The following is a 22695-nucleotide window of genomic DNA, read 5'->3' on the forward strand; positions in this document are numbered from 1 at the left end:
GGCGGCAACGGCGGTAACGCCGGCAACGGCGGCACCGCGGTAACCACCGGCCCCGGCGGCTACGGCGGCGCAGGCGGCGACGGCGGCAGCGGCGCGAACGCGGGCCAGGCCGGCTCGGGCGGCGCCGCCGCTGCCGGCGCCGGCGCGGGCGCCACCGGCGGCGGCGCCAACGGGGGCAATGGCGGCGCCGGCGGCAATAGCGGAAGCGGCGGCATCGATGGCACGTTCGGCACCAACGGCCTAGGCGGCGCCGGCGGCGCCGGCAGTTCCGTCGGCGGCAACACCGGAACCACCGGCGTCAACGGGGCCACCGGCGGCACGGGCTCCAGCACCCTGACGAACGCAAGCGTCCCGCTAACGATGAAGAGCACGACGAACCCGATCGTCTACATCTCGGTGAACGGCGGGCAGTCGGTGCCCGTCGAGGTTGACACCGGATCCACCGGTCTCGTCATCGAAAGTCAGTACGTCCCAACGGCAAACCTCGGCTCGTCGATCGGTTCGGGCACGGCCAGCTACGTCGGCGGCCTGACCTACAACTACACGACATATTCGACGACGGTGAATTTCGGCAACGGCATCGTCACCCAGCCGACCGGCGTGGATCTGGTCAGTGGGTCGGCGGTGAACAACTATTTCGGCCAGTTCGGAATCGTTGGCGTATTGGGTATCGGACCCAACAACGGGTTCCCGGGCACCAGCACGATAGTCACCGCGTTGCCGGGCGCCCTGAACAACGGCGTACTCATCAACGAACCGGCCGGTGTGCTGGAATTCGGCCCTAACCCGCTGCCCGCCGGAACCACGGTTACCGGCGCCCCCGTCTCCACCGTGAACGTCCAAATCGGCAGCGGGACACCGCAAACCGTGCCCGTGATGTTCGACAGCGGCGGCCTGCACGGGACGATCCCGGCAACGGTACTCGGGACCGGTCAGACCTCCGGACACGTGCCGGCGGGAACACTGATCTCGGTCTACACCACCGACGGGCACCTGCTGTACTCCTACACGACGACCTCCACCAACACCCTGGCGGTGACGGGCACCCAGATGGAGACCGGCTACGAGCCGTTCGCGCAGCAGCCGGTGTACATCGGGTACAGCCCCAGCGGCGTCGGAACGATGGTCTTCGACACCTGAGGCGTCAGTCGCGCGCCTCGATCACCGTGTAGGCATCCTCGGCGTAGCGCGCCCTGATCGCTTTCTTGTCGTACTTGCCCACGCTGGTCCGCGGGATCTCCTCGACAAACGTCCATCGCTCGGGCAGCCACCACCGAACGACCTTGTCCGCGAGGAACTTTCGAAGCTCAGCCGGTGTGATCGACGCGCCGTCGTTGACGACGACGACGGCCAGTGGCCGTTCCTGCCAGCGCTCGTCGGCGACACCGACCACCGCGGCCTCGCGCACGTCCGGGTGCCCGACGAGGCAGTTCTCCAGCTCGACGGAGGAAATCCATTCCCCGCCGGACTTGATGACATCTTTGGCGCGGTCGGTCAGCGTGATGAAGCCCTGTTCGTCGATGCGCCCGACGTCGCCCGTGCGCAGCCAGCCGGACTCGAACTTGCCGGGGTCGCGTCCGCGGTAATACGCCCCGGTGATCCAGGGGCCGCGCACCTCCACTTCACCAATCGCCTTGCCGTCGGTGGGCAGCGCGTGGCCGTCGTCGTCGACGATCCGAGCTTCTACGCCGCAGATCGGCCGTCCCGCGGTGCCGCGGAACGCCCACTGCTGGTCCTCCGGGGTTCCTCGCGGTGGCGACGCCATGGTGGCCACCGGCGACGTTTCCGTCATGCCCCACAGCTGCCGGATGTGGACGCCGTACCGCTCCTCGTATGCCCGCATCAGCGACACCGGAACGGCCGAGCCGCCGCAGACCACCAACCGCAGCGACGAGATGTCGTGCGCCGGGTCCTTCTCCAGGCGGTGCATGACGTCGTTCCAGATGGTCGGCACCGCGCCGGCGACCGTGGGCCGTTGCGTCTCGATCATGTCGATCACCGAGGCCGGGTCGAGATGGCAATCGGGTAACACCAAGTCCGCGCCCGCCATCAGCGCGGCATACGGCATCCCCCACGCGTTGGCGTGGAACATCGGCACGACCGGCAGCACGCTGTCGCTGGACCCCAGCGCCATCGCGTTGCCCCCGCAGGCCGCCATGGTGTGTATGTAACTCGAACGATGGCTGTAGACAACACCTTTCGGGTGTCCGGTGGTGCCGCTGGTGTAGCACATGGCGGCCGCGGAGCGCTCGTCGATGCGGGGCCAGTCGAACTCGGTGGGCTCGGCGGCGATCACGTCGGCGTAGCGCAGCACCGTCTTGCCCGAGTCTTGCAGCAGCGAAAGGTCGCCCTCCCCCACCGCGATCACGGTGTGCACGGTGTCCAGCTTCGGCAGGATCGGCCCGAGCAGTTCGGCCAGGGACACGTCGGCGACGACCACCCGATCCTCGGCCTCGTTGGCCGCGTAGGCGATCTGATCGGGGAAAAGCCGGATGTTGAGGGTATGCAGGACGGCGCCCATCGACGGCACCGTCACGTAGGCCGTCAGGTGCTCGGCGTTGTTCCACATGAACGTGGCGACTCGCTGATCCCCGGTAATGCCGATGCGGCGCAAGGCATTTGCCAACTGAGCCGCCTGCAGGCCGATTTCGCGGTAGCTGATCTGGCGGTAGCCGGCACCGGTCGCGGTGGTGACCGTGCGGGCGCCATGGATGCCGCAGGCGTGCCGCATGATCGCGTCGAGCGTCAACGGAAAGTCCTGCATTGTGCTGTCCATCGGGCGAATGCTATCGCCGCGCGGACCAACGGGGAACGGGTTCCCCCCAAGATCCGGAACTGCCGGGGCGAACTACTTGGCCAGGGCCGGCTCGTAGCGCAACACCTGGGGCATGAGCCAGTCGGCCGAGGCGTGACTGCGCGGCGGCGCGCCCTCGATCGCCAGGGGAGCGGCCGGGTCTGATGCGGTCAGCGCGGCCACGCTGACCGCGCCCGAGTAGTCGGCGACGTACAGACGCTTTCCGTCCGGGCTTTCGACCACGCACGACGGCTGCTGTGTGACCGCGATCGTGCCGATGATGTCCTCGGTGAGCGTGCACAGCACGGTGACGCCCTCGTCGCTGACCAAATAGGCGCGGTCGCCGTCCCGGCTGATCGTGCAGCCGGTGAGGTTGCCGCTGATCTCGCCGAGCTTGCAGGTGCTGGTGATCTTGTTGGTCCGGGTGTCGACGACGTCGACCACCGCTCCCACCTCGGGGCAGCAACTGGCGACGTAGGCGAGGGCGCCGTCGGGGCTGAGCGCGACGTCACGCACGGCCAGGCCGATCTCCACGACGCCGGTGACCGTCAAGCCGCCGTCGCGGGGCGGGGTGGGCGTTTTCCGGCGCCAGCGCGCACGTCCGGGGGAGCTCTCGCCCGACGGTGCGCCGAGCACGACGAGCTTCCCGCCGGCCGGGCCGTTGGTGCCGACATACACGGCCCCGTCGGCGCCGGTGCGGACGCACGCAGCGGTGGTGCCGGGTCCCGCGATGTCGATCACCTCGACGCGGCCCGTGGTGGTGTCCACGACGGCGACGTCGGCACCGCCGGTGCCGTTTCGGCCGGCGTAGACATACCGGCCGTCCGCGCTCACCGCCAAGTCGCTGACGCTGAGGGCCAGCGGATGCGTCGCCACGACCGCGCCCGTGGACGCGTCGATGACCTCGATCGAGTCATAGGCCGGGGACACGCTGCTGACATACACCCGGTCGGGCCCGGCCGCGGCGATCGCGAACGGTTCGCGCACGCCCGCAACCGTGTCGACGACCCGGCAGCTGTCGGTGTCGATGATCGAGACACTGTCGGCGCCGTAGTTGGTGACCATCAGCCGGCCGCCGTCGGGGCTAACCACGACGCCCGCGATCGGACCCTCATGCACGGCAATCTCGGTGACGATCGGATCCTTCTGCACGTCGTTGTCGCTGTCCGGACTCACTGGCACCGCCTTTGCTTGTTGTCGGACCCTCGTCGGGCCGCCCGGGACACGGCGAGTCGCGAGAACTCCGCGACACCGGCGCCCGGGGATTAACTAGATGCAGCACCAAAGGGAGCTGTCACGCCTGCTTGAATGAAAAGTTTACCGGCCAAATTCCGGCCAAAAGAATCCAAATTCGGCACTGTTGCCCAAGTCACGGCGGCTCTTAGATTTGCCCACGAGTTGCGTTTTTCAAAGCCGCACCGCAGCAAGCCTTAACGGGGCGTTGACCAGGCCTTGTGTCGGTGCCGCAACTGCACCGCCGCTGCGCCGAACAGGTGTCTAACTGAGAAAATATTAAAATTACCGGAAATTGGCGTGAGATATCACACTGCGCCGCGCCGTGCATAAGCGTTCCGACGTCACACAGCGCGTCGTGGCGCTCCCCCCGTTGCTTAGCTGAAGTGGGTCTGGGGTCGGGGCAGGACGGCGCCGTCGACGATGATGTCGACCTTTTCGTTGTAGAAAGCCACCAGGCCCGCGATCGGGGCGACGGCGGGCAGCGGGTAATGGTAGGTCCACGCGAGGTTGGGTTGCACGGTGTCGCCCGCTCGCACCGACCAATATCCCGACGTCGTGCCCTTGTACGGGCACAGCGTCTGCGTCGAGCTGGGCTCGAGGTGCTCGAAGGCGACATCGGTCGGGTCGATGTAATACCTTGTGGGTAAACCGGTTTCGAAAAGCAGGACGGCAGATCCGGTGTCCGCGAGGAGGACGCCGTCCAGTTCGACCCGAATGTTGCGATGCGAACGCAGCGCGTCGACGCGCACATACGGATTGCGTGGATGGCCGTAAATCGGCTCGTCCTCCTCGAACCAGCGCAACGCCTCCCAGTCGAACCGCACCAAGCCCGCCACCGGGCTGTCGGTGTCGGCGTCGAACACCCGCGCGGCGGAGGGATGGGTCTGCCCGGCGCCGACCAGCGAGTGCAGCCGCGACGGACCCAGCTGGACTTTCTGCGGGTGGTCGTCGTCGCGCAGGAACCCCGCGCCGACATCCCGCAGCGGAACGTAGTACTGCGGGTAGTACGGCACCTCCCAGACGTAGCGCGCCGCGGTGGTGTCGAAGACCAGCTGGTGGCCGAGATAGCCGCGGACCCGACGCGGCGCGGGCTCGATTCTCCCTCGCACGGCGGCCATTTGGGGATAGTCGGTGTCGCCGGTGGCGCTCACGGCTGGTCCTTCGACGCCAGGCCGGCCGGCGCATGGCCGATCGCCCGGTGAATGGCATCGGCCAGGGCCAGCGCGCTCTCCTCGGTGAGTTCCAGCGCGACCCTCGCCGACGGGCCCAGCCGCGGGTTGATCACGTCGATGTTGACCGTGTGGCCGTAGGGCGCGTGGACGGGATGGTCGACGTACACCGTGGCGCGGTCGGCGCCGAACCAGCCGGTCGCGCCCTTGCCGCTGCCGTCGATGGCGACGTGTTCGGTCAGATACGTGCACATGGCTTGGGACACCTAGCCTTTCAGGTGGGTGGCGAAGAACTCGTCGATGCGCTGCCAGCCTTCCACCGCCGCTTCCGGGCGGTACGCCGGCCGGTCGACGGAGAAGAAGCTGTGCCCCGCACCGTCGTAGGAGTGGAACTCGTGCGGCTTGCCCAGCCTGGTCAGCTCGGCGTCGAGCGTGGCCACCGCGGGCGGCGCCGGGAACCGGTCGTCGGCCCCGAACAGGCCCAGCAACGGGCAGCTCAGGTTGGGAGCCAGGTCCAGGATCGGCTTCATCACCTTGGGCATGCCTTCGGGTGGATCCTCGACGATGAAGGCGCCGTAACAATCGACCGCGGCATCGAACTGCAGCGAGCACGCCGCCAGAAACGCGTGCCGGCCACCCGAGCAGTGCCCGATGACGCCGAACTTCCCATTGGCTCCGGGCAATCCACGCAAATGCGCCACCGCGCCGGCGACATCGCCGACCAATCGTTCGTCGGGCACGCCGCCGGCCGCTCGCGCCGCCGCGGCGGCGTCATCGGGCGCCGCGCCCGGGGCCTCGCGCGAGTACAGGTTCGGCGCCACCGCGTAATACCCGCTGACGGCCAGCCGGCGGACGAACTCTTTGGTCTCCCGGTCATAGCCGGGCATGTGATGAATCCAGACGATTCCGCCCCGCGCGGCCTCGGCGAGCGGCATGGCCCGGTAGGCCTCGATTTCGTCGCCGTCGTGGCCAGTGATGGTGATCGTTTCGGCACGGATGGCATCCGGGCTGGGCGCGTTCATCGGCGCTCCTTTCGGGCTCCTACGGGCTTGATGGCGGGCTGCAACCAACCTATCCGAACTGCCCGACGGCGCCGCGGGCACTGTCGATCGCGCACCGGCCCCGCTCGAAATGCGCCGTGGCGCAATGCATGCTCGCCATGGAACTCCAAGGGCCTCTCGGGCTCAGCCAACCTTGATCGTCACCGTCACCGACTCGGTGTGCGCCGGCACCTGGGTCGTGTCGACCTTCAGGATCTCGCCGCTGTCCTGAGTGCCGTTGGGCAGGATCTTGGGCTTGAGCGCGAACGGCGGCGTGGCCGAGGACCCATCGGCCAATCCGGCCAGCCCGAAATCGCTGTCGTTGGCGATGATCAGCGTCTTGCCGCCGTCCGCGGTGAGCAGGCCTTCGACCTTGTCGTGTCCGAAGAAGTCGCCGTTGGGGGACAGCGAGCGCAGCAGGTCGCCGAGGTCGAGCTTGAGCGTTTTCGCGGCGACGGTGATCCCGGCGGCCTTGAGTTTGTTGATGGCCGCCGCGTCCGTGCTGACGCCGACAAAGCTCTCGATCGGAACACCGTTGACGAGCAGGCCGCCGGCGTCGGCCCGATAGACCGCCCCCGGCACCGCCGAGTGCGGGCCGACGTCGGTGGCCGCGCTGATGTCGGCCACGTAGATCTTCTTGTTGCCGTTGGGTTGTGGCTCGCCGTCATGCTCGTCGATCAGGAAGGTGGAGCCGCTCACCGCGGAGATTTCCGACACCCCCACCTTCGTCTGTTGGGGATTGGCCAGTGGAAACAGGTACTCGTGCACATCATTGCGGTTGGCAAGGTCGATCGTGACGATGCGGGTTATCGGCACGGACCGGGCCCGGCCGGTCAGGCCCGGCGTCTGCAGGGCCGACTGCATGATGCCCACCAACGTCGTGCCGTCGGGCGTGATCGTCAGCCCCTCCATGCCCTGATTCGGTTGGCGCATCGAAAGCTCCTTGGGCAGGCTCCCGCCGAACGGCGAAAGGCGTTCCAGTTCTTTGCCGTTGGCGTCGAAGTGGACAATGAACGGGCCGTACTCGTCGGACACCCAGAACGTGCCGTCGGCCATGGCGACCAGGCCTTCACCGTCCAGGCCGTGATCCGAGGGTGCCAGCGGCTTGCCGTCGAGATCCACCAGCGTCTCGCCGTTGTTCGCCTGCGGGTCGACGAGCCCGACTAGGGGTGCGCCGTCGCGCCCGGTCAAGGTGATGATCTGCTCCACCGACGCCACACCATCGGCGAGTTTGAGCCTGGCGATCTGCGGGTGGAAATCGGGTACGGGAAGCACCCTTTGGTTGCGGTTGGTCCCTTCGACATTCGGGCCTCGGTCGCTCAGGCCATAGATCTCGTCGGCCTGGCCCGGCACCTGAGCGATCGCGGACCCGTGCGCGTTGGGTTGGATGGCGACGTCGCCGATGATGATTCGCGGCGTCTCGTCCTCGGCATAGAGCCGCACCGCACGGCTAACGGTGACGGGTAGGCTGTCGGTCCCGCCGAAGCCGGCGTCGGGCGTGTAAATCATTGCGCCGTAAGCGCCGTACGCAATGCTGCCGTGCGCGGGCTTACCGAACGCGACCGGTGTCACGCCGTGGGTGGCGGCCAACAACTGGCCCGGGGGGATGGTCAGCGCCTTGCCCGGCGACGTGCTCAGGTTCCCGTCGACGGGCGTCGCGGGCTCGGTGGATGTGCCCGGCGAGGAGCACGCCGTCGATAACGTCAGTAATGCGGCCGCGGCCGCTAACCGGAACACCTTGCCGTACAATAGGTTTCGGATTGACAGAAATACCTGGTCGGCCATCCGGCCGCATGCTATCCGATCAGCCTGGTCAGCCAACCCGGATCCTGGTAGTTCACGGACTTGTTGCCATCCCAGACGAACGGCGTACCGCTGGCGTTGAACCCGGACAGCGTGGTGGCGGCGCTGGCGGCCTTGGCTTTGGCGGTGCCGACGTCGTCGCCGGACTTGATGCAGGCGATCGCGTTCGCGTCGACGCCAACGGTTTTGGCCAGTTGGGCCAGTTCGCTGTCGGTGCGGTCTTCGGCCGCGCCCTCCTGCGGCTGAAAGCTGCTGGCGAACAATCCCGAGTAGAACGCGGCGTAGACCTTCGGGTCGTTTTGCCCCGCCACACAGTAGGTGGCGGCCACCGCGCGGGTCGAGTAATTCTTGCTGTGCGACTTGTCGTCGAGGAAGTTGAGCAGGTGATAGCGCACCGCAAGCTTTTTGTTGTTCACCGCGGCGTCGATATCGCTGGCGAACGACCTGATGAAACTGCCGCACGGCGGGCACATCGGTTCGTTGAACACGTCGATGGTGATCGGCGCCGCCTCGCTGCCGATGGACACACCGTCGTCGAGGACGCGCAGCTCGACCGCATCCGGCGGTGGCGCCGTCGTTGTGGTCGCCGCGGTCGGGGTCGAGCGCTCCCACGGATGGACAAAACCCAGGACCGCCCCCACGACGGCCACCACCACGACGGCGGCCGCGGCCAGCCACAACCAGGGCTTCCGGCTGCCGCGGGGGACCGGCTGACCCCACGGCGGTGCGCCCGGACCGGTCGCCACGCCGGTGCTCCACACCGGGGCACCGGTCCACGGTGTTGGTTGTGGCGCCGCCGGTGCGGGCCAAGCCGTACCCGGTTGTGACGCGTGGGTGATCGGCGCGGACGGGAATCCGCCGGGCGGCGGGCCCGCGAACGCGGCCGGCGCGTTGGCGAGCTGGCTGCGCTGCAAGATGTCGGTGGCCCGGTCCTTGTCGGGTGATGCCAGCGCCGCGTAGGCCGCCGCCCCCAGATCGCCGCAGGTGGCGTAGCGGTCCGCGGGGTTCTTGGCCATGCCGCAGGCGATCACGTGGTCGAAGGCGACCGGAATGCCGGGCCGCGCGACGCTGGGCCGCGGGATCGCCTGGTTGACGTGCGCGCCCATCACGCTGATCTGGTCACCCTGGTACGGCGGCTTTCCGGTCAAGCACTCGTAGAGCACGCACGCCAACGCATAGATGTCGGCTCGGTAGGTGACTTCGCCCTCGGCAAAGCGCTCCGGGGCCATGTATTTGAAGGTGCCGACCGTGGTGCCGATTTGCGTCAGCTTGTCGTCGGAGGTGGCGCTGGCGATCCCAAAGTCGACGAGATAGGCGAAGTCGTCCGCGCTGACCAGGATGTTCTCCGGTTTCACGTCGCGATGCAACACCCCGGCCGCATGCGCGGCGTCGAGCGCCGAGGCGATCTGGCGCACGATCGCGACCGCCCGCGCCGGTGACAACGGCCCGTAACGGCTCAAGATGCTGGCCACGTCCACGCCGTCGATGAGGCGCATGTCGACGTAGAGCTGCCCGTCGATCTCTCCGAAGTCGTGAATCGGCACCACGTGGGGTTCCTGCAGCCGTCCCGCGGTGCGGGCCTCGCGCTGCATGCGCGAACGGAACACCGGGTCGTTGGACAGCGTCTCCGACATCAGTTTCAGTGCGACGATCCGCTCGCGCACGGTGTCTTCGGCCTCGTAGACGTCGCCCATGCCGCCGCGACCGACCAGGCGCCGCAGCCGATAGGGTCCGAACTCCGAACCCTCCCGCGAACCCGCGGTCGTGTCACTCATTCCGACTCCTCACCGGCGGTCAGGGTCCCGCTTTGCTGGCGGTGGCGTGCCAGGCATAAGGCTAATGGCTTCGGCAACCGCGGGAGCTACGATCCGCCGTGATGAGTGGCCGATCCGGCCCAGAACCCGCCTAGAATCCGCCCAGGCCGCAGGCAAACATGAAGACGCCGAACAAGCTGAGGAAGACCAGCAGAATCGGCCGGTGGTGGGCGCGCAGCCAACCCTGCAGGCGCAGCACGGCGGCTTGCGTCCGCGCCGGTGAAAACACATAGAGCACCAGCGGGATCTCGACGATTGCGGACGCGACGAGCATGAACACTACGGCCGCGCTCAGTTGGACACCAGCTGCGGCGCCCGAAGCCAAGATGGCCAGCATGGCGCCCAGGAACTCAAGCGGTGGCGTCGAGGTGGCCAACCCAGCGACGAAGGTGATGGCGAGCGACCCGCCTTCGACGCGGCGGTGCCACGAAATCCGCGGCAGCGCCGCGAACCCGGTCGGCTTCTCCGACGCCACCTGGGCGGGCCCGCCGACCGGCACCGGCACCGCTTGGCGTACCCGACAGCGGACGACGAGCATGGTGACGAGCGAGAGGGTGACGAGACCGACGGCGATCTTGATCGGCGGGACAGCGGGGCTCGCCATGGCGGATTTCATGACGATGACGGCAGGGGCTATGTAGTCGCGCAACACGAACAGGCCGGCCAGGTAAAAGGCAATGCCCGCCGCGAAAACACCGATCCAATAAGCGAATAGGTTGCGAATCGGGCGCGGCAGCGCGACGACCAGAGCTGCGATTCCCATTCGCGTCGGCTCGAGCGCGGACGCGAACGCGAACATCAACACCATCCCCCACATGACCCCAAATGCTACTGAGTCCGGGTCAGCTTGGATGCGGTAGCACCGAATTCCGCCCTGTCGGGTGGTGAATAGTTGGCCAGATACGACTTGGGCTGCAAGAACGCCGGCCGCGGCAATCTCAAGTCCGGGCGCAATGCGGGGAGGCCGTAAGACGCCCACAGGGTTGACCGCGGCGTCCTCGAGGGGTTGATCGCGAAGTCGTCGTGCAGCCGGGCGTGGTAGGGCCGGGCAAATCCGAAAAGACCGTTGTCACAGTGGTTTTCGCCATGGCCGACGTGATAGACCGCAGCGGCGAAGGGTAGCGGCTCCATGACCAGCCCGTGGTTCTGCCACCAAGCCAGGGCCCACCCATGTTCCAGGATGTGCTCGAATCGCTCGCCGAAGGCTTCGAAAATCTCGCGCTGCGTCGACGAGATGGTCAGGTCGGGCGGAACATCGAACGCGTCGTAACGGACGATGAGCGAGGTCCCGCACTGGTGGTGGAACTTGCGCTGTAGCCGGCAAGCATTCCTGCGGCGCGAGTACATCCACCCCTGCTCGACCCACCATCCGTCGCGGCCGGGGCGCGCGTTGACGAACGCCGCGACGTCGCGGTGCACGAAATCGTCGGCGTCGACTGCCATCACGTAGTCCGGCGCGAACTCGCGCGCGGCGATCAGACCGATGGCGGTCTTGGTGCCCTTGTCCCAGATCACTGCCGCCGGACCCGTTCGCGGACCGTGGCGCGTGGACGGCGGCGGGAAATCGACCTCGACGAAAACGCAGCGCTCCGGTAGCCGAAACGCGGGTCGGCGATTGCCGACGACAATCACGATGTAGTCATCGGAGGATTGCTGGACGAGCGACGCCAACGTGTCCTGCAGCAAAGATTCAACGTGACCGTAGTCGGCCGAATTGTGCGGATGGCGCAGCGTGGTAATGAACGCAAGCATCTACGAGACCCCCCTCGAGCACCGACACCCCCATGTGCCAGTGGCGAGTTAGTTTAATTGACCGCCACGTCAGAAGGCGCCCTTTTGCCCGAGCGAATCATTCCCAGATCAAGACGTTGGGCAGCGAGGGCTCGATGCGCCGCAACGCCGTATAGCCGACGCCCGCGACGCCGCGGAAAAGGCCAAGGTTGAAGCTGCTGGTGGTCCCGCCGGTCCACCGGTAGTCCCCGCTCGACCGGGCGGTTTCGATGACCGATAGCAGCCGCCGCGAGGCCCGCTCGCGCAGATCGTCGCGGCCGAGGACGCCGGCGGCCTCGCACAGGAACTCGATGCTGCCGAGGGTGCCGCGGCACAGCGCGTCGGTGGCGCCCGGCCACCCGTGCTCGGCGGCCGCGACGGCGTTCTCGATGTCGGTGCGGACGACGCCGCCCGACGGCACCGGGTGCCTCGTCAGGGCGGCCCAGGCCAACCCGAGGTCGGACCAATCGCGGTCGGGGGCGTCCAGCGAGGCCTTCTCGAGGGCAATGTATTCGGTTGCGGCGCTGGCGAACTCGTCATCTCCGGAGGCGGAGGCCAACGACGCCAAGGCGTACGCGCAGCCCGCCGCGCCGTGCGACATGCCGTTGCGCGGGCCACTGGGAGGCCCGCCGGAAGCGGGCGGCGGCCAACTGCCCCGTTGGGCAAGCAGATGCCGCCCGCACATGGTCGCCCGCTCGAGTGCGTCGCCGGACCCGGTCTGGCGATACAGCCGAAGCAGACCCAGGATGGCGCCCGCACCGCCGCCCAGGACGTCGAGGCGGCGATCCGCCGAAACGACGTCCGCGGTGATCAGTGCCGCGGCCGCCGCGGCGTCCGCGAGCACCTCGTCGTCGCGAAGCAGCGCACCGATCACCGCGAGGCCGTACACGATCGATCCGAGACCGAAACCACCGCCAAGACCGATCTGGAACGCGACGCGTCGCGCGTTGGGGCCGCGCACGAATCCCTGCAGCCGGGACAGCGCGGCGCGCGCAAGGGTCTGCGAGGAGGCGGAGTCGCTGACGGCGGCATGAGCGGCAAGGAACAGCGCGATGCCGCACGCGCCTTTATAGAGGTCGGGACCGAGCACGACAAGTTGTGACAGCTCGGACCCGCCCAGCCAGTCGAGGCCGATCCAGGCCGCACTCGAGCCCTTGCGCACCGCACACTGCGACAGCGTGCGGGCGACCGCGTCGGCTTCCGCGGTGAAGACGTCGCGCCCGGGCAGCCCGTCCGCGGGGACAAGCAGGGTGGGCCCGGTGCCACGGTTTGCCGAGGGGCCGACTCGCCCGAGCGTGGCGGTGCTCTGCCGGATGAGCTCGGTCTGCCAGGCGATTTCCTCGTCGTCGAGGCTGCGCACCCGCGCGCGCGCCCGATCGAGGCCCGACGTTGTCGCGTTCGGGCCGTGACCGTCGCTGGCCATCACGAAATGCGGAACGTTCAGGTCCACCAGGGTCGCGCGCTCGGCGCGCAGCAACGGCCATGCGGGGTCGATGTCGTGCTCCCAGTCCGCTAGTTGAGCCGCGAAGTCCGCCTGAGCCGACCAGCCGACACCGTCGTCCATGGCGCGGTGATCTCGCAGATGTTGCAGCAGCATGCCGTAGAACCTCGTGGGCCGGACCACCTTTCGGATCGGCAGGCCGGCGAAGCCGGCCAACAGGTCGTCCGGGTGTTGCCGCTGCAGAAACGCCGCGTAGTCACCGAATCCCGACGTGAAATCGTCGACGTAACCGTCCAGCCGGGCGTGACACCCGTCGATATGGGGCAGGTTGGGGATGGTCGCATCGGTCTGGACGACTTGCGCGGGCCGCATCGCGTCGGAGTTGAGATCGTTCCAGGTGAGCGTGGTTCGCGGAGCGGAATTCGAGATCACCGCGCCCATCGAGAAGGTCTCGTTGGAATCCCAGCTGTAGGTGGGAAGGACGCCGACCATGACCACCGAATTCATGATCTTGACCATCGCCGCCTGGAACGCGTCCCCGTCGTTCGCGGTGTCCGCGTCGCCCCACGGCTCGGCCGCTTGCAGGATCATCTCCAGATCGATCGGGACCGGATGCTCACCGCAGGCGATGATGTTCTCTTGATGCATGTCGACGCCGACGAAGCAGTGGAACAGCGCCAACCATGCTCCGGCACGCCGGAAGTATTGCTGAAAGCCTTGTGGGTCAACGCAACTCGTGTGGTCGATGAACTCCGTCCAGCCGTAGCCGTCTCGCGCCAGAACGCGCACGGCCCGCAGCTCGACGGGAGCGTGGCGGTTCAGCCTTTCGACCAGCCCATGCCAGGCCGCGTCCACCCGCAGATCCTTAGGCTTGTACACCACCCGAGAGCCGTCCCGAAAGCCGATGATCGTCACGGTGCGGCCGAAGTGGTGCCGGTCGGAAAGGTCGCCGTCGATGCTGGTCACCTGGCAGGACGGGCCCGACGTGCCCGCCGCAAGCAGGTCGCGGCGAATCGCCGGCAGGTCGGCATCCAGCCGGGCGATCAGTTCGGTTGACGCCTCGATCCACTGCCGGGTGAGCGAGGCCATCAGCCGCAACAGGACCGGCTTGTCGTCGAACAGCTGGCGCCATCCGGCCGCCCTCATGGTCTCGACGAAGCGGTTATAGCACCCGCCCGGCCCGCCGTCGTCGCGGACCTTGGCGAAGCGCTCGTACAGCGCGGACGCGGCGAGGTCGGACAGCAACGTCGTCAGCGAACGGCGCAGGCACGCGCGGGCACCGTCGCCGAGCATGTCGGCGACGCGGTCGTCCACGCCCGACCACAGCAGGTTTTCCGCCCCTCGGACCACCGGCTCCAGCAAGTCCTCGAAGGCGCACGGCCCGGCCGTGTTCGCCACCGTTTCGCCCGGCGACGCCTGCAATGCCTGGCCGATCCAGTCCGCGTCCTCAACCCACCCCGGCGCGGGCACGCCGGGATTGCGGCAAACCGTCGCGAACCTTGCCCGCACGTCCTCGATCGACAATCCGTCGCGGCGAAGCCGCCTGCGGAACAACGCCCAGTCGCCCCCGGCCGACGATCGGCACCAGGCGGCGAGGCGGCGCTCGGCCAGGTCGTTGTCAGCCTGCTGAGCGGGCAATCGGTCGAACGCCTCGGAAAGCACCTCGTCGACGGTGGCGGCCCGGGCCAGCAGCCGCTCATCGAGGGTCATCGACAGCCGCCGTTCCTTGAACTCCCGCTTGCGCGCATGTGACCTGGGAAGATCCAACGCGAGTCCCCAATAGTAATTGGGCGGGCATCGTCGTGCTGACCCGTTGTTGTCGGTGCCCCCAGTCGGACTCGAACCGACACTTGACGGATTTTAAGTCCGCTGCCTCTGCCAATTGGGCTATGGGGGCCCGGCGGCAATGTAGCGCGGGTGAACCCGCTCTCGGCCCACCGGTCCCGGCACGATTTTGCCTCGTGTCCGGAAGTGCAATCGTGCCGCCCCTGACGTAGGATCGCGCGCCCCGCGCCCGCAACCGGGGGTCGGCGCCTCCTATCACGTGACGCCGCTATGTCGCCCGATAGGGCCTTGTTAAAACTACTCGCGCTGGCGTTAAGAAGCCGTAAACGGCCGTCACCCTAGCCTTTTCGATCGGGAATGTGGAGCCGGGCATCACTACATTTACGCCAATACACAGGGGCCCATACGGCAACGCACAGGAGCCGACCCAAGCAGTCGGGGCGGCAGTCCCACACACCATAGGAGTATTAGATGTCGTTTCTGACAACAATTCCTGAAGAGTTGCTAGCCGCGGCGGCTCAGCTGCAAGCGATCGGCAGCAGCCTGGCCGCGCAGAATGCGGGTGCGGCGGCGCCGACAACCTCCATCGCCCCCGCAGCCGCCGACCCGGTATCGCAGCTGCAGGCGGGCGTCTTTGGCACCTATGGCACCCTCTACCAGCAGCTCGCGGCCGAGGCTCAGTCGATCCACGAGCAGTTCGTGCAGACGCTCAACCAGAGTTCGGCTACCTACGCGGCCACCGAGGCCGCCAACGCGGCGGCGGGCACCCCCGCCGACGGTCTCGCCAACTTCGAGAAGCAACTCGCCACGTTCCTCGGCGGCCCGTTGTACAGCTCCGGCGGACAGCCGCTGAGCCCCTCGGGTAACCCTGCCAACTTCATCAGCTTCGAGTCCGGCAACTGGGCCTCGGCCATGTCCACCTGCCTCGGCATGGCCGGTGGCGGCCTGGTGCCCTCCGACTGGTGGCCCACCGCCGCGGGCGACGCGGCCGCCGCGGCCACGGCCGGGAACGTCACCCCGCTGCCCGCCGGTGGCATGGGCGCGGCGGGCATGGCCGGAGGCATGGGCATGGGCAACGCGACGCTGGTCGGCAAGTTGTCGGTGCCGCCGAGCTGGGCGGGTTCGTTCGCGCCCACGGCAAGCCCCGTCACCGCGATGCAGACCGTGGGCTTGACCGGCGCCGCACCGCAGGCAGCGCCGGGAGCGTTCGTGCCGGGCGTGCCCGGACTCGCCGGGGCCGGGCGCAGCGCCGCCGGTTTCGGTGCGCCGCGCTACGGCGTCAAGCCCATCGTCATGCCCAAGCTGTCGGCCGTTTAGCACGCGCGGTTCGCGCCCACCGAACAACAACCGAAACTCTGACCAAAGAAACGGACACACAATATGGTTCTCGATTTTGCCGCCCTGCCCCCCGAGATCAACTCCGCGCTGATGTACACGGGCGCCGGCTCGGGGCCGCTGATGGCCGCCGCGACAGCGTGGAGCAACCTGGCCGCCGAGTTGAGCAGCACGGCGACCCAGCACGAGTCGATCATCACGAACCTGACCACCGAGCAGTGGACCGGTGCGGGGTCGGCCGCGGCCGCGGCCGCGGCCCAGCCGTACATCGAATGGCTGACCACCACGGCGGCCGCGGCCGAGCAGGCGGCGGCGCAGGCGACGGCGGCGGCGGCCGGCTATGAGGCGGCCTTCGCCGCGACGGTGCCGCCACCGGTGATCGCCGCCAACCGGGCCCAGCTGGCGGCGCTGGTGGCGACGAACTTTCTGGGTATCAACACCCCGGCGATCCTCGCCACCGAGGCCCAGTACGCCGAGATGTGGGTCCAGGACGCCATCACGATGTACACCTATGCGGCGGCCGCGACGGCTTCCTCCGTCCTGCAGCCGCTGCTGCCGGCGTCCCCGACCACCAATCCCGCCGGGTCGGCGACCCAGGCGGCCGCGGTGTCCGCGGCGGTGGCGAACGGCCAGGGCAGCAGCGTGGCGAACAGCCTCGCGTCTGTCCTGAGTTCGGCGCCGGCGGCCTTCGGAACGGAGTCCTTCGGCACCGAAATATGGAACGCCTTCGCGTCGGCTTTCCCCGGGGCGGCGAACGTGCTGAACGAGGCGGACGGCCTCTTCGGCACCCTGTTCGACTTCAACTTCGTCCAGCAGATCGGTGTCACGGCGGCCTGGTTCGTCGGTACCGCCATCCCGACCGCGGTGTCCTACGTCCACACTGCGGCGACCGCCTATGCCGCGGCTCCCGCGGCCGCCGCCGCCAGTGACGTGGCCGGGGCGGCCGCGGGCGCGGAATCGCTGGCGGGCGCGACGATGCCGGCGGGCCTGGGTGGCGCGATGACGGCCGGTCTGGGCGAGGCGTCGGCCGTGGGCGGTCTGTCGGTGCCGGCCGGCTGGTCGTCGGCCGCGCCGGCGACGCTGGCGTCGTCCACCGCTCCGCTCGAGGGCAGCGGCTGGACCGCCGCCACCGACGAGGCCGGCGGGCCGATCAGCGGGATGATGCCCGGGATGGCGGCGGCCGGCAAGGGCGCGGGTGCGATGGCCGGGCCGCGGTACGGGTTCAAGCCCATCGTCATGCCCAAGCAAGTCGTCGTGTAAGACGCACGTGTACACACCGATGATTCCGAGATAAGGAGACGAAGACATGGCACGTTTTATGACCGACCCGCACGCTATGCGGGCGATGGCTGGCCGTTTCGAGATGCACGCTCAGACGGTGTCTGACGAGGCTCGCAAGATGTGGGCGTCCTCGCAGAACATCGCCGGGGCTTCCTGGAGCGGTACGGCTCAGGCGACCTCTTACGACACGATGGGCCAGATGAACCAGGCCTTCAACAACATCGTGAACATGCTGCACGGCGTGCGTGACGGTCTGGTCCGCGACGCGAACAACTACGAGACCCAAGAGCAGGCCTCGCAGCAGATCCTCAGCAGCTAGTCATCCAAAACTGCTGCCTTTCAACAACATTCGACTTAGGAGGACGTAAGAATGAGCATCAATTACCAGTTCGGCGATGTTGACGCCCACGGCGCGCTGATCCGCGCGCAGGCTGCCTCGTTGGAGGCCGAGCACCAGGCCATCGTTCGCGATGTGCTGGCTGCCGGTGACTTCTGGGGCGGCGCCGGTTCGGTGGCTTGCCAGGAGTTCATCACCCAGTTGGGTCGCAACTTCCAGGTGATCTACGAGCAGGCCAACCAGCACGGCGCCAAGGTGCAGTCGGCCAGCAGCAACATGGCCAGCACGGACAGCGCCGTCGGGTCCAGCTGGGCCTGACGCCCGCGCACAGGCAAAAAGGGGCCCGCGCACCTTCGGGTTTGCGGGCCCCTTTTCCCGTGCGGGGCACTACCCCGCCACCGGCGAATGCGGAATCAGCGAGGGACGGAACCCAATTCGCTGAACCGCACCCCCGGACTCGCGCCCGACCATGGCACCCAACGGCAGCTTGGAAACGGGGGCGGTTGCGGCCGACGGCGCCGCACCATAGCCACCCGGCATGGCGTTGGCATCCAAAGCGGGCAGCGGTGTGACATTTGATACCGCCTCGGCCCAGCTCGGCGGCACCGACAACGTGCCCAGCGAATTCGCTTGGGAGAGCCCGGCCGTCGCGCCCTGGCCCAGGCCACCCAGATTGCCGATATTGCCCAGGGGCAGGTTTCCGCCCAATTGCCCCGGGGTTTCGAAGCCGGGAACGCCCTCGGCTCCCAAGATCGAACCGGCGCCCTCAAAGTCGAGCGACAGCCCGTACCCGTCCATACCGAGTCCCCCGCCATCGCTGCCGAAGCCCGCCCCATCGGAGCCCAGGCCAATCACATCGGTGCCCAGGCCGACAACGTCGGTGAACGCATCGGCGCTCAATGACGATGCCAGGTTGGTGGCCAGGCCAGGCAACGTCCCCAGCCCCGCGCTGGCGCCCTTGGTGGCGGTCTTGCCGGACGCGCCGGTCAGACTCGACAGGGCACTAAGCGGGGACGACGCCGCCGACGTGCCCAGTGACGTCGACAACGCGCCAGGGGTCGCCAGACTTTGCAGGGTTTGGGGCACCGACGAAATCAACTGGGCCGACGCGGCCTGCACCTTGCCGGCCGTCTCGGCGCCGGCCTGCGCGACGAGCCCGCTCGTCGTCTGCGGCGGCGAGGTGAAGACCTTGAAGGCCGAGGCGGCAGACGAACTCGCGGCGTAGGTGTACATCGCGGTGGCATCCTGAGCCCACATTTCGCTGTACTCCGCCTCGGTGGCCGCGATCGCCGGCGTGTTCTGGCCCAGCAGGTTGGTCGCGACCAGCGTCGCCAGTTGGACCCGGTTGGCCGCGATCGCCGGCGGCGGCACCGTCATCGCAAAGGCCGTCTCGTAGGCGGCCGCGGCGGCGGTGGCCTGGGAGGCGGCCTCCTCGCACTGAGTGGCGGCGGTCCTCATCCACTGCAGATAGGGCGCGACCGCGCCCACCATCGACGCCGACGACGGACCGGTCCACGATTCGTCGGTCAGTCCCGTGATCACTGTTTGGTAGCCGGCGGCGGCGCTGTGTAGTTCGGCCGCCAGTGCATCCCATCCCGCGGAGGCGGCCAGCAGCGTGCCGGGCCCCGGTCCCACATACATCCGGCCCGAGTTGACCTCTGGCGGCAATGCTCCAAAATCCATCGTGCGTCCCTATCTCATCGTGTGTTTGCTGAGTCCGTGGCATCGCAATCGCGGCGGCGGCCTGGGCTGCCGAGGGCCGGTGCCGGGGTCGGAACCGCCCGTCAGAACGCGTGCGGTTGCGCGCCGCGCCGCGTTCCCGGGTCGCATGGCCGCAACAGACCACGTGGCTGAACTCACCGAAAGCTCATAGACGCCTGCCACGGGCGACCTCTCCGAGTACATGAAAAGGACGTGAAATCGCACACATTTGGTGGCGATGCGCGCCGCGCCGTCCCGCAACGCCGCCAGCTGGGGCGTCATCCGCGACGCTGGCGGCCGCGGCGGCGCACAGGCGGGCCATGTTACGAAAACCATTGGACCGCTGAGCAATTCATAGTCTCAAGCAACATCACATCAACGAAGGGCGGGGCAGGGCTCCCCGCAACCGTCGGGCATCGCTTTCGACCACCGGATGGCGACCGCCGAACCGCGGTCCGTGGTACTCAATGAAATCCGTTCTCATACTGTCGATTAAATTCGTTGCGCTGAGGGCCAGATCGGCTCAGCCGCATCAAATTTGCTGTCTTCCAGTCTCTTTAGTTCTGAGGTTCCATCTCAACCTCGCAGATGAAACACATATGATACGCATATATGTTGACCCCACCGGCCGGGCCGCGCCGAGCCGATAGATTTGAGATTTATATGAAGTCTGTGACAAGCTGATGTGCGGTTGAAAGAATCGGGCACATGACCGCAACGACGGGATACGCGGGCAGCCAGCGGCCCCGCCAAGCCATTCTTGGGCAGCTGCCCCGGATTTACCGCGCCGACGGTTCTCCGATCCGAGTTTTGCTGGTCGATGACGAGCCGGCGTTGACCAACCTGGTCAAGATGGCGCTGCACTACGAGGGCTGGGCCGTCGAAGTTGCCAACAACGGGCGCGAGGCCATCGCCAAGTTCGAAAAAGTCAACCCCGACGTGCTGGTCCTCGACATCATGCTGCCCGACGTGGACGGACTGCGAATCCTGGAGCGGGTCCGCGAGTCCGACACCTATACCCCCACCCTGTTCCTCACCGCGCGGGATTCCGTGATGGACCGGGTCACCGGCCTGACCGCCGGGGCCGACGACTACATGACCAAGCCGTTCAGCCTGGAGGAACTGGTCGCGCGTCTGCGCGGGCTGCTGCGCCGCTCGACCCAGCTCAGCCCGCCCGCCGCCGAGGCCCTCAGCATCGGCGATCTCAAAGTCGACAGCGCCAGCCGCGAGGTCACCCGCGCGGGTGAGCCGATTTCGCTGTCCGCCACCGAGTTCGAACTGCTTCGGTTCCTCATGCGCAACCCCCGTCGCGCGCTGAGCCGCACCGAGATCCTGGATCGGGTCTGGAATTATGACTTCTCGGGGCGCACGAGCATCGTCGACCTGTACATCTCATATCTGAGGAAGAAGATCGACTCCGGTAGGGAGCCGATGATCCATACGGTCCGCGGCGTTGGGTATATGCTTCGAGAACCCTAAGGCCCCCGGAATGAGCCGCCAGAAACCCACCGAGTCCAGGAACATTCCCTGGTGGCTGCCCCGCTCATTACGCCACCAGTTGCTGTTGGGTGTGCTTGTCGTCGTCAGCGTGGTGCTGACGGCCGTCGGCATCGTCTCCGTGCTGAGCCTGCGCGGCTATGTCGCCGCGATGAACGACGCGGAGGTCGCCAAATCCCTGCACGCGTTCAGCCATTCCTACGACCGCTACCGCAACACCGCGACGCACCCGGGGGCTCCGCCGGTGTCCCAAGCCCTGCTGGAGTTCACCGGGCAAACGCCGGGAAACCTGATCGCGGTGCTGCGCAACGGGCAGGTGATCGGTTCGGCGGTCTTCTCCGAGGACGAGCCCCGGTCCGCGCCGCCGGACGTGGTGCACGCCATCGAGGCGCGGTCATGGCCCGACGGCCCGGCACGCACCGAAAAAATGGGCAGCCTGGGCTCCTACCGGATGGATGTCGGCTTCGACGGGTCCGACACCCTGATCGTCGGGGTGTCGTTGAACCTGGCCAACCGGATCATCGCGCGGAAGAACTTGACCACCACGGCCCTGGTGACGAGCGCGCTGCTGGTGACCGCGGTGCTGACGGTGTGGGTGGTCGGCTACACGCTTCGGCCCCTGCGCCGGGTCGCCGCGACGGCCGCCGAGGTCGCCGCGATGCAGCTGACCGACGATGACCATCAGATCAGCGCCCGCGTGGCGGTCGCGGACACCGATCCCGACAACGAAGTCGGGATCGTCGGAAACACACTGAATCGGTTGCTGGACAACGTCGATAGCGCGCTGGCCCATCGCGCAGACTCCGATCAGCGCATGCGGCAATTCATCGCCGACGCCAGCCACGAGCTGCGCACCCCGCTGGCAGCAATCCAGGGTTACGCCGAACTCACCCGCCAAGACAGTGCCGCGCTGCCACCGACCACCGAGTACGCGCTGGCCCGTATCGAGTCCGAAGCACGTCGGATGACCTCGCTCGTCGACGAGCTGCTGTTGCTCTCCCGGCTGGGCGAGGGCGAAGACCTGCACACCGAAGATGTCGACCTGGCCGACGTCGTCATCAACGCGGTCAACGACGCCGCCGTCGCGGCGCCCACCCACCGCTGGATCAAGAACCTGCCCGACGAGCCGGTGTGGGTGCGTGGCGATCACGCCCGGCTGCACCAACTGGTCAGCAACCTGCTCAGCAACGCGCAGGTGCACACGCCGCCCGGCGTCACGGTGACGACGGGAATCGCCCGGCACCGCAGCGGCCCCGACGGGCCCTACGCCGAGGTGACCGTCGACGACGACGGCCCCGGCATCGACGCGGACATTCAGCCTCGGCTCTTCGAGCGGTTCGTCCGCGCGGACAAATCCCGCAGCAACGGGTCCGGCAACGGATTGGGCTTGGCGATCGTCAGTTCGATCGTCAAGGCGCATCACGGCTCGGTCAGTGCGGAATCCGGCGATGGCCGGACAATCTTTCGGGTGCGGATCCCGATGATCGAGAAATCCGACCTGACATAGCGCCGCAAAAGTGGCGAGCAGCACTGTTAAGAAAGCGTCAAGGTCGGCGTCGTTGGCTTGTGCACCGGCATAGCCTTTTGCTTGTCCTCCGCTGAATAGCGAAGGGAACTCGTCGCGACCGAAAGACAGATATGTCCGTAGTGATTTACCTCCTGCTGACCGTGGCGGTCTTCGTCGCGCTCGGC

General features: G+C 67.6%; 18 protein-coding genes and 1 tRNA gene. 7 read left to right on the top strand and 12 right to left on the bottom strand.

Features of this window, described 5'->3' with window-relative positions; all coding sequences use genetic code 11:
- Positions 1-360 precede the first annotated feature (360 nt).
- Positions 361-1140, top strand: a complete 780-nt coding sequence (locus tag G6N66_RS30500; RefSeq protein WP_408632895.1) for a PecA family PE domain-processing aspartic protease — start codon at positions 361-363, stop codon at positions 1138-1140.
- A gap of 4 nt (positions 1141-1144) precedes the next feature.
- Here G6N66_RS30500 and G6N66_RS21160 read toward each other — a convergent pair whose 3' ends face one another.
- The 11 genes from G6N66_RS21160 to G6N66_RS21210 form a co-directional block, all read right to left on the bottom strand.
- Positions 1145-2776 (bottom strand): long-chain fatty acid--CoA ligase, encoded by a 1632-nt coding sequence (locus tag G6N66_RS21160; protein WP_085231349.1) that lies wholly within the window; start codon positions 2774-2776, stop codon positions 1145-1147.
- A 72-nt stretch (positions 2777-2848) separates the two neighbouring features.
- Entirely contained in the window at positions 2849-3970 is a 1122-nt protein-coding gene (locus G6N66_RS21165; protein WP_232079376.1) for a YncE family protein, read from the bottom strand.
- 434 nt (positions 3971-4404) lie between these two features.
- Positions 4405-5148, bottom strand: coding sequence for a DUF427 domain-containing protein (locus G6N66_RS21170; RefSeq protein WP_085231365.1), 744 nt, complete (start codon positions 5146-5148; stop codon positions 4405-4407).
- 29 nt (positions 5149-5177) lie between these two features.
- Positions 5178-5453 (bottom strand): DUF6295 family protein, encoded by a 276-nt coding sequence (locus tag G6N66_RS21175; RefSeq protein WP_085231366.1) that lies wholly within the window; start codon positions 5451-5453, stop codon positions 5178-5180.
- Positions 5454-5465: 12 nt separating this feature from the next.
- Positions 5466-6221 carry a dienelactone hydrolase family protein gene (locus tag G6N66_RS21180; RefSeq protein ID WP_085231348.1) on the bottom strand — a complete coding sequence of 252 codons (756 nt, stop codon included), beginning with the start codon at positions 6219-6221 and terminating at the stop codon, positions 5466-5468.
- Positions 6222-6383: 162 nt separating this feature from the next.
- Positions 6384-7976, bottom strand: a complete 1593-nt coding sequence (locus tag G6N66_RS21185; RefSeq protein WP_232079377.1) for an esterase-like activity of phytase family protein — start codon at positions 7974-7976, stop codon at positions 6384-6386.
- A 59-nt stretch (positions 7977-8035) separates the two neighbouring features.
- On the bottom strand, positions 8036-9817 hold the full coding sequence (locus G6N66_RS21190) for a serine/threonine protein kinase PknE (protein ID WP_085231346.1): 1782 nt from the start codon (positions 9815-9817) through the stop codon (positions 8036-8038).
- Positions 9818-9947: 130 nt separating this feature from the next.
- On the bottom strand, positions 9948-10655 hold the full coding sequence (locus G6N66_RS21195) for a GAP family protein (RefSeq protein ID WP_163645898.1): 708 nt from the start codon (positions 10653-10655) through the stop codon (positions 9948-9950).
- Between the two features lie 29 nt (positions 10656-10684).
- Positions 10685-11608 (bottom strand): glycosyltransferase family A protein, encoded by a 924-nt coding sequence (locus G6N66_RS21200; protein WP_085231344.1) that lies wholly within the window; start codon positions 11606-11608, stop codon positions 10685-10687.
- A 97-nt stretch (positions 11609-11705) separates the two neighbouring features.
- Complete coding sequence (locus G6N66_RS21205; RefSeq protein ID WP_169721506.1) at positions 11706-14777, bottom strand: type 2 lanthipeptide synthetase LanM family protein; 3072 nt, start codon at positions 14775-14777, stop codon at positions 11706-11708.
- A gap of 113 nt (positions 14778-14890) precedes the next feature.
- Positions 14891-14964: transfer RNA gene (locus G6N66_RS21210), tRNA-Leu, on the bottom strand.
- A 359-nt stretch (positions 14965-15323) separates the two neighbouring features.
- Here G6N66_RS21210 and G6N66_RS21215 point away from each other — a divergent pair.
- The 4 genes from G6N66_RS21215 to G6N66_RS21230 all read left to right on the top strand — a co-directional run bounded on the left by G6N66_RS21215 (position 15324) and on the right by G6N66_RS21230 (position 18123).
- Positions 15324-16169 (top strand): PPE family protein, SVP subgroup, encoded by an 846-nt coding sequence (locus G6N66_RS21215; RefSeq protein ID WP_085231342.1) that lies wholly within the window; start codon positions 15324-15326, stop codon positions 16167-16169.
- Between the two features lie 63 nt (positions 16170-16232).
- The gene (locus G6N66_RS21220) at positions 16233-17447 is read left to right on the top strand and encodes a PPE family protein (protein WP_085231341.1); all 1215 of its coding nucleotides are present in this window, start codon (positions 16233-16235) and stop codon (positions 17445-17447) included.
- Between the two features lie 46 nt (positions 17448-17493).
- On the top strand, positions 17494-17787 hold the full coding sequence (locus G6N66_RS21225) for a WXG100 family type VII secretion target (protein WP_163645837.1): 294 nt from the start codon (positions 17494-17496) through the stop codon (positions 17785-17787).
- Between the two features lie 51 nt (positions 17788-17838).
- A complete protein-coding gene (locus G6N66_RS21230) occupies positions 17839-18123 on the top strand; it encodes a WXG100 family type VII secretion target (protein ID WP_163645838.1) in 285 nt (94 codons plus the stop codon).
- Between the two features lie 69 nt (positions 18124-18192).
- Here G6N66_RS21230 and G6N66_RS21235 read toward each other — a convergent pair whose 3' ends face one another.
- The gene (locus G6N66_RS21235; protein ID WP_085233667.1) at positions 18193-19488 is read right to left on the bottom strand and encodes a PPE family protein; all 1296 of its coding nucleotides are present in this window, start codon (positions 19486-19488) and stop codon (positions 18193-18195) included.
- Positions 19489-20214: 726 nt separating this feature from the next.
- Between G6N66_RS21235 and G6N66_RS21240 the strand changes: the two genes are divergently transcribed.
- A complete protein-coding gene (locus tag G6N66_RS21240) occupies positions 20215-20985 on the top strand; it encodes a response regulator transcription factor (RefSeq protein ID WP_085233666.1) in 771 nt (256 codons plus the stop codon).
- Between the two features lie 10 nt (positions 20986-20995).
- Positions 20996-22510: a sensor histidine kinase gene (locus tag G6N66_RS21245; RefSeq protein ID WP_085233665.1), complete on the top strand. Its 1515-nt coding sequence runs from the start codon at positions 20996-20998 to the stop codon at positions 22508-22510.
- Positions 22511-22695: the final 185 nt, after the last annotated feature.

The sequence above is a fragment of the Mycobacterium conspicuum genome, from assembly GCF_010730195.1.
Lineage (GTDB): Bacteria > Actinomycetota > Actinomycetes > Mycobacteriales > Mycobacteriaceae > Mycobacterium > Mycobacterium conspicuum.

Coding starts and splice junctions, on each gene's coding strand:
- G6N66_RS30500 (WP_408632895.1), top strand. CDS start 361: ATGAAGAGCACGACGAACCCGATCGTCTACATCTCGGTGAACGGCGGG.
- G6N66_RS21160 (WP_085231349.1), bottom strand. CDS start 2,776: ATGGACAGCACAATGCAGGACTTTCCGTTGACGCTCGACGCGATCATG.
- G6N66_RS21170 (WP_085231365.1), bottom strand. CDS start 5,148: ATGGCCGCCGTGCGAGGGAGAATCGAGCCCGCGCCGCGTCGGGTCCGC.
- G6N66_RS21175 (WP_085231366.1), bottom strand. CDS start 5,453: ATGTGCACGTATCTGACCGAACACGTCGCCATCGACGGCAGCGGCAAG.
- G6N66_RS21180 (WP_085231348.1), bottom strand. CDS start 6,221: ATGAACGCGCCCAGCCCGGATGCCATCCGTGCCGAAACGATCACCATC.
- G6N66_RS21190 (WP_085231346.1), bottom strand. CDS start 9,817: ATGAGTGACACGACCGCGGGTTCGCGGGAGGGTTCGGAGTTCGGACCC.
- G6N66_RS21195 (WP_163645898.1), bottom strand. CDS start 10,655: ATGTTCGCGTTCGCGTCCGCGCTCGAGCCGACGCGAATGGGAATCGCA.
- G6N66_RS21200 (WP_085231344.1), bottom strand. CDS start 11,608: ATGCTTGCGTTCATTACCACGCTGCGCCATCCGCACAATTCGGCCGAC.
- G6N66_RS21205 (WP_169721506.1), bottom strand. CDS start 14,777: ATGACCCTCGATGAGCGGCTGCTGGCCCGGGCCGCCACCGTCGACGAG.
- G6N66_RS21215 (WP_085231342.1), top strand. CDS start 15,324: ATGTCGTTTCTGACAACAATTCCTGAAGAGTTGCTAGCCGCGGCGGCT.
- G6N66_RS21220 (WP_085231341.1), top strand. CDS start 16,233: ATGGTTCTCGATTTTGCCGCCCTGCCCCCCGAGATCAACTCCGCGCTG.
- G6N66_RS21225 (WP_163645837.1), top strand. CDS start 17,494: ATGGCACGTTTTATGACCGACCCGCACGCTATGCGGGCGATGGCTGGC.
- G6N66_RS21230 (WP_163645838.1), top strand. CDS start 17,839: ATGAGCATCAATTACCAGTTCGGCGATGTTGACGCCCACGGCGCGCTG.
- G6N66_RS21235 (WP_085233667.1), bottom strand. CDS start 19,488: ATGGATTTTGGAGCATTGCCGCCAGAGGTCAACTCGGGCCGGATGTAT.
- G6N66_RS21240 (WP_085233666.1), top strand. CDS start 20,215: ATGACCGCAACGACGGGATACGCGGGCAGCCAGCGGCCCCGCCAAGCC.
- G6N66_RS21245 (WP_085233665.1), top strand. CDS start 20,996: ATGAGCCGCCAGAAACCCACCGAGTCCAGGAACATTCCCTGGTGGCTG.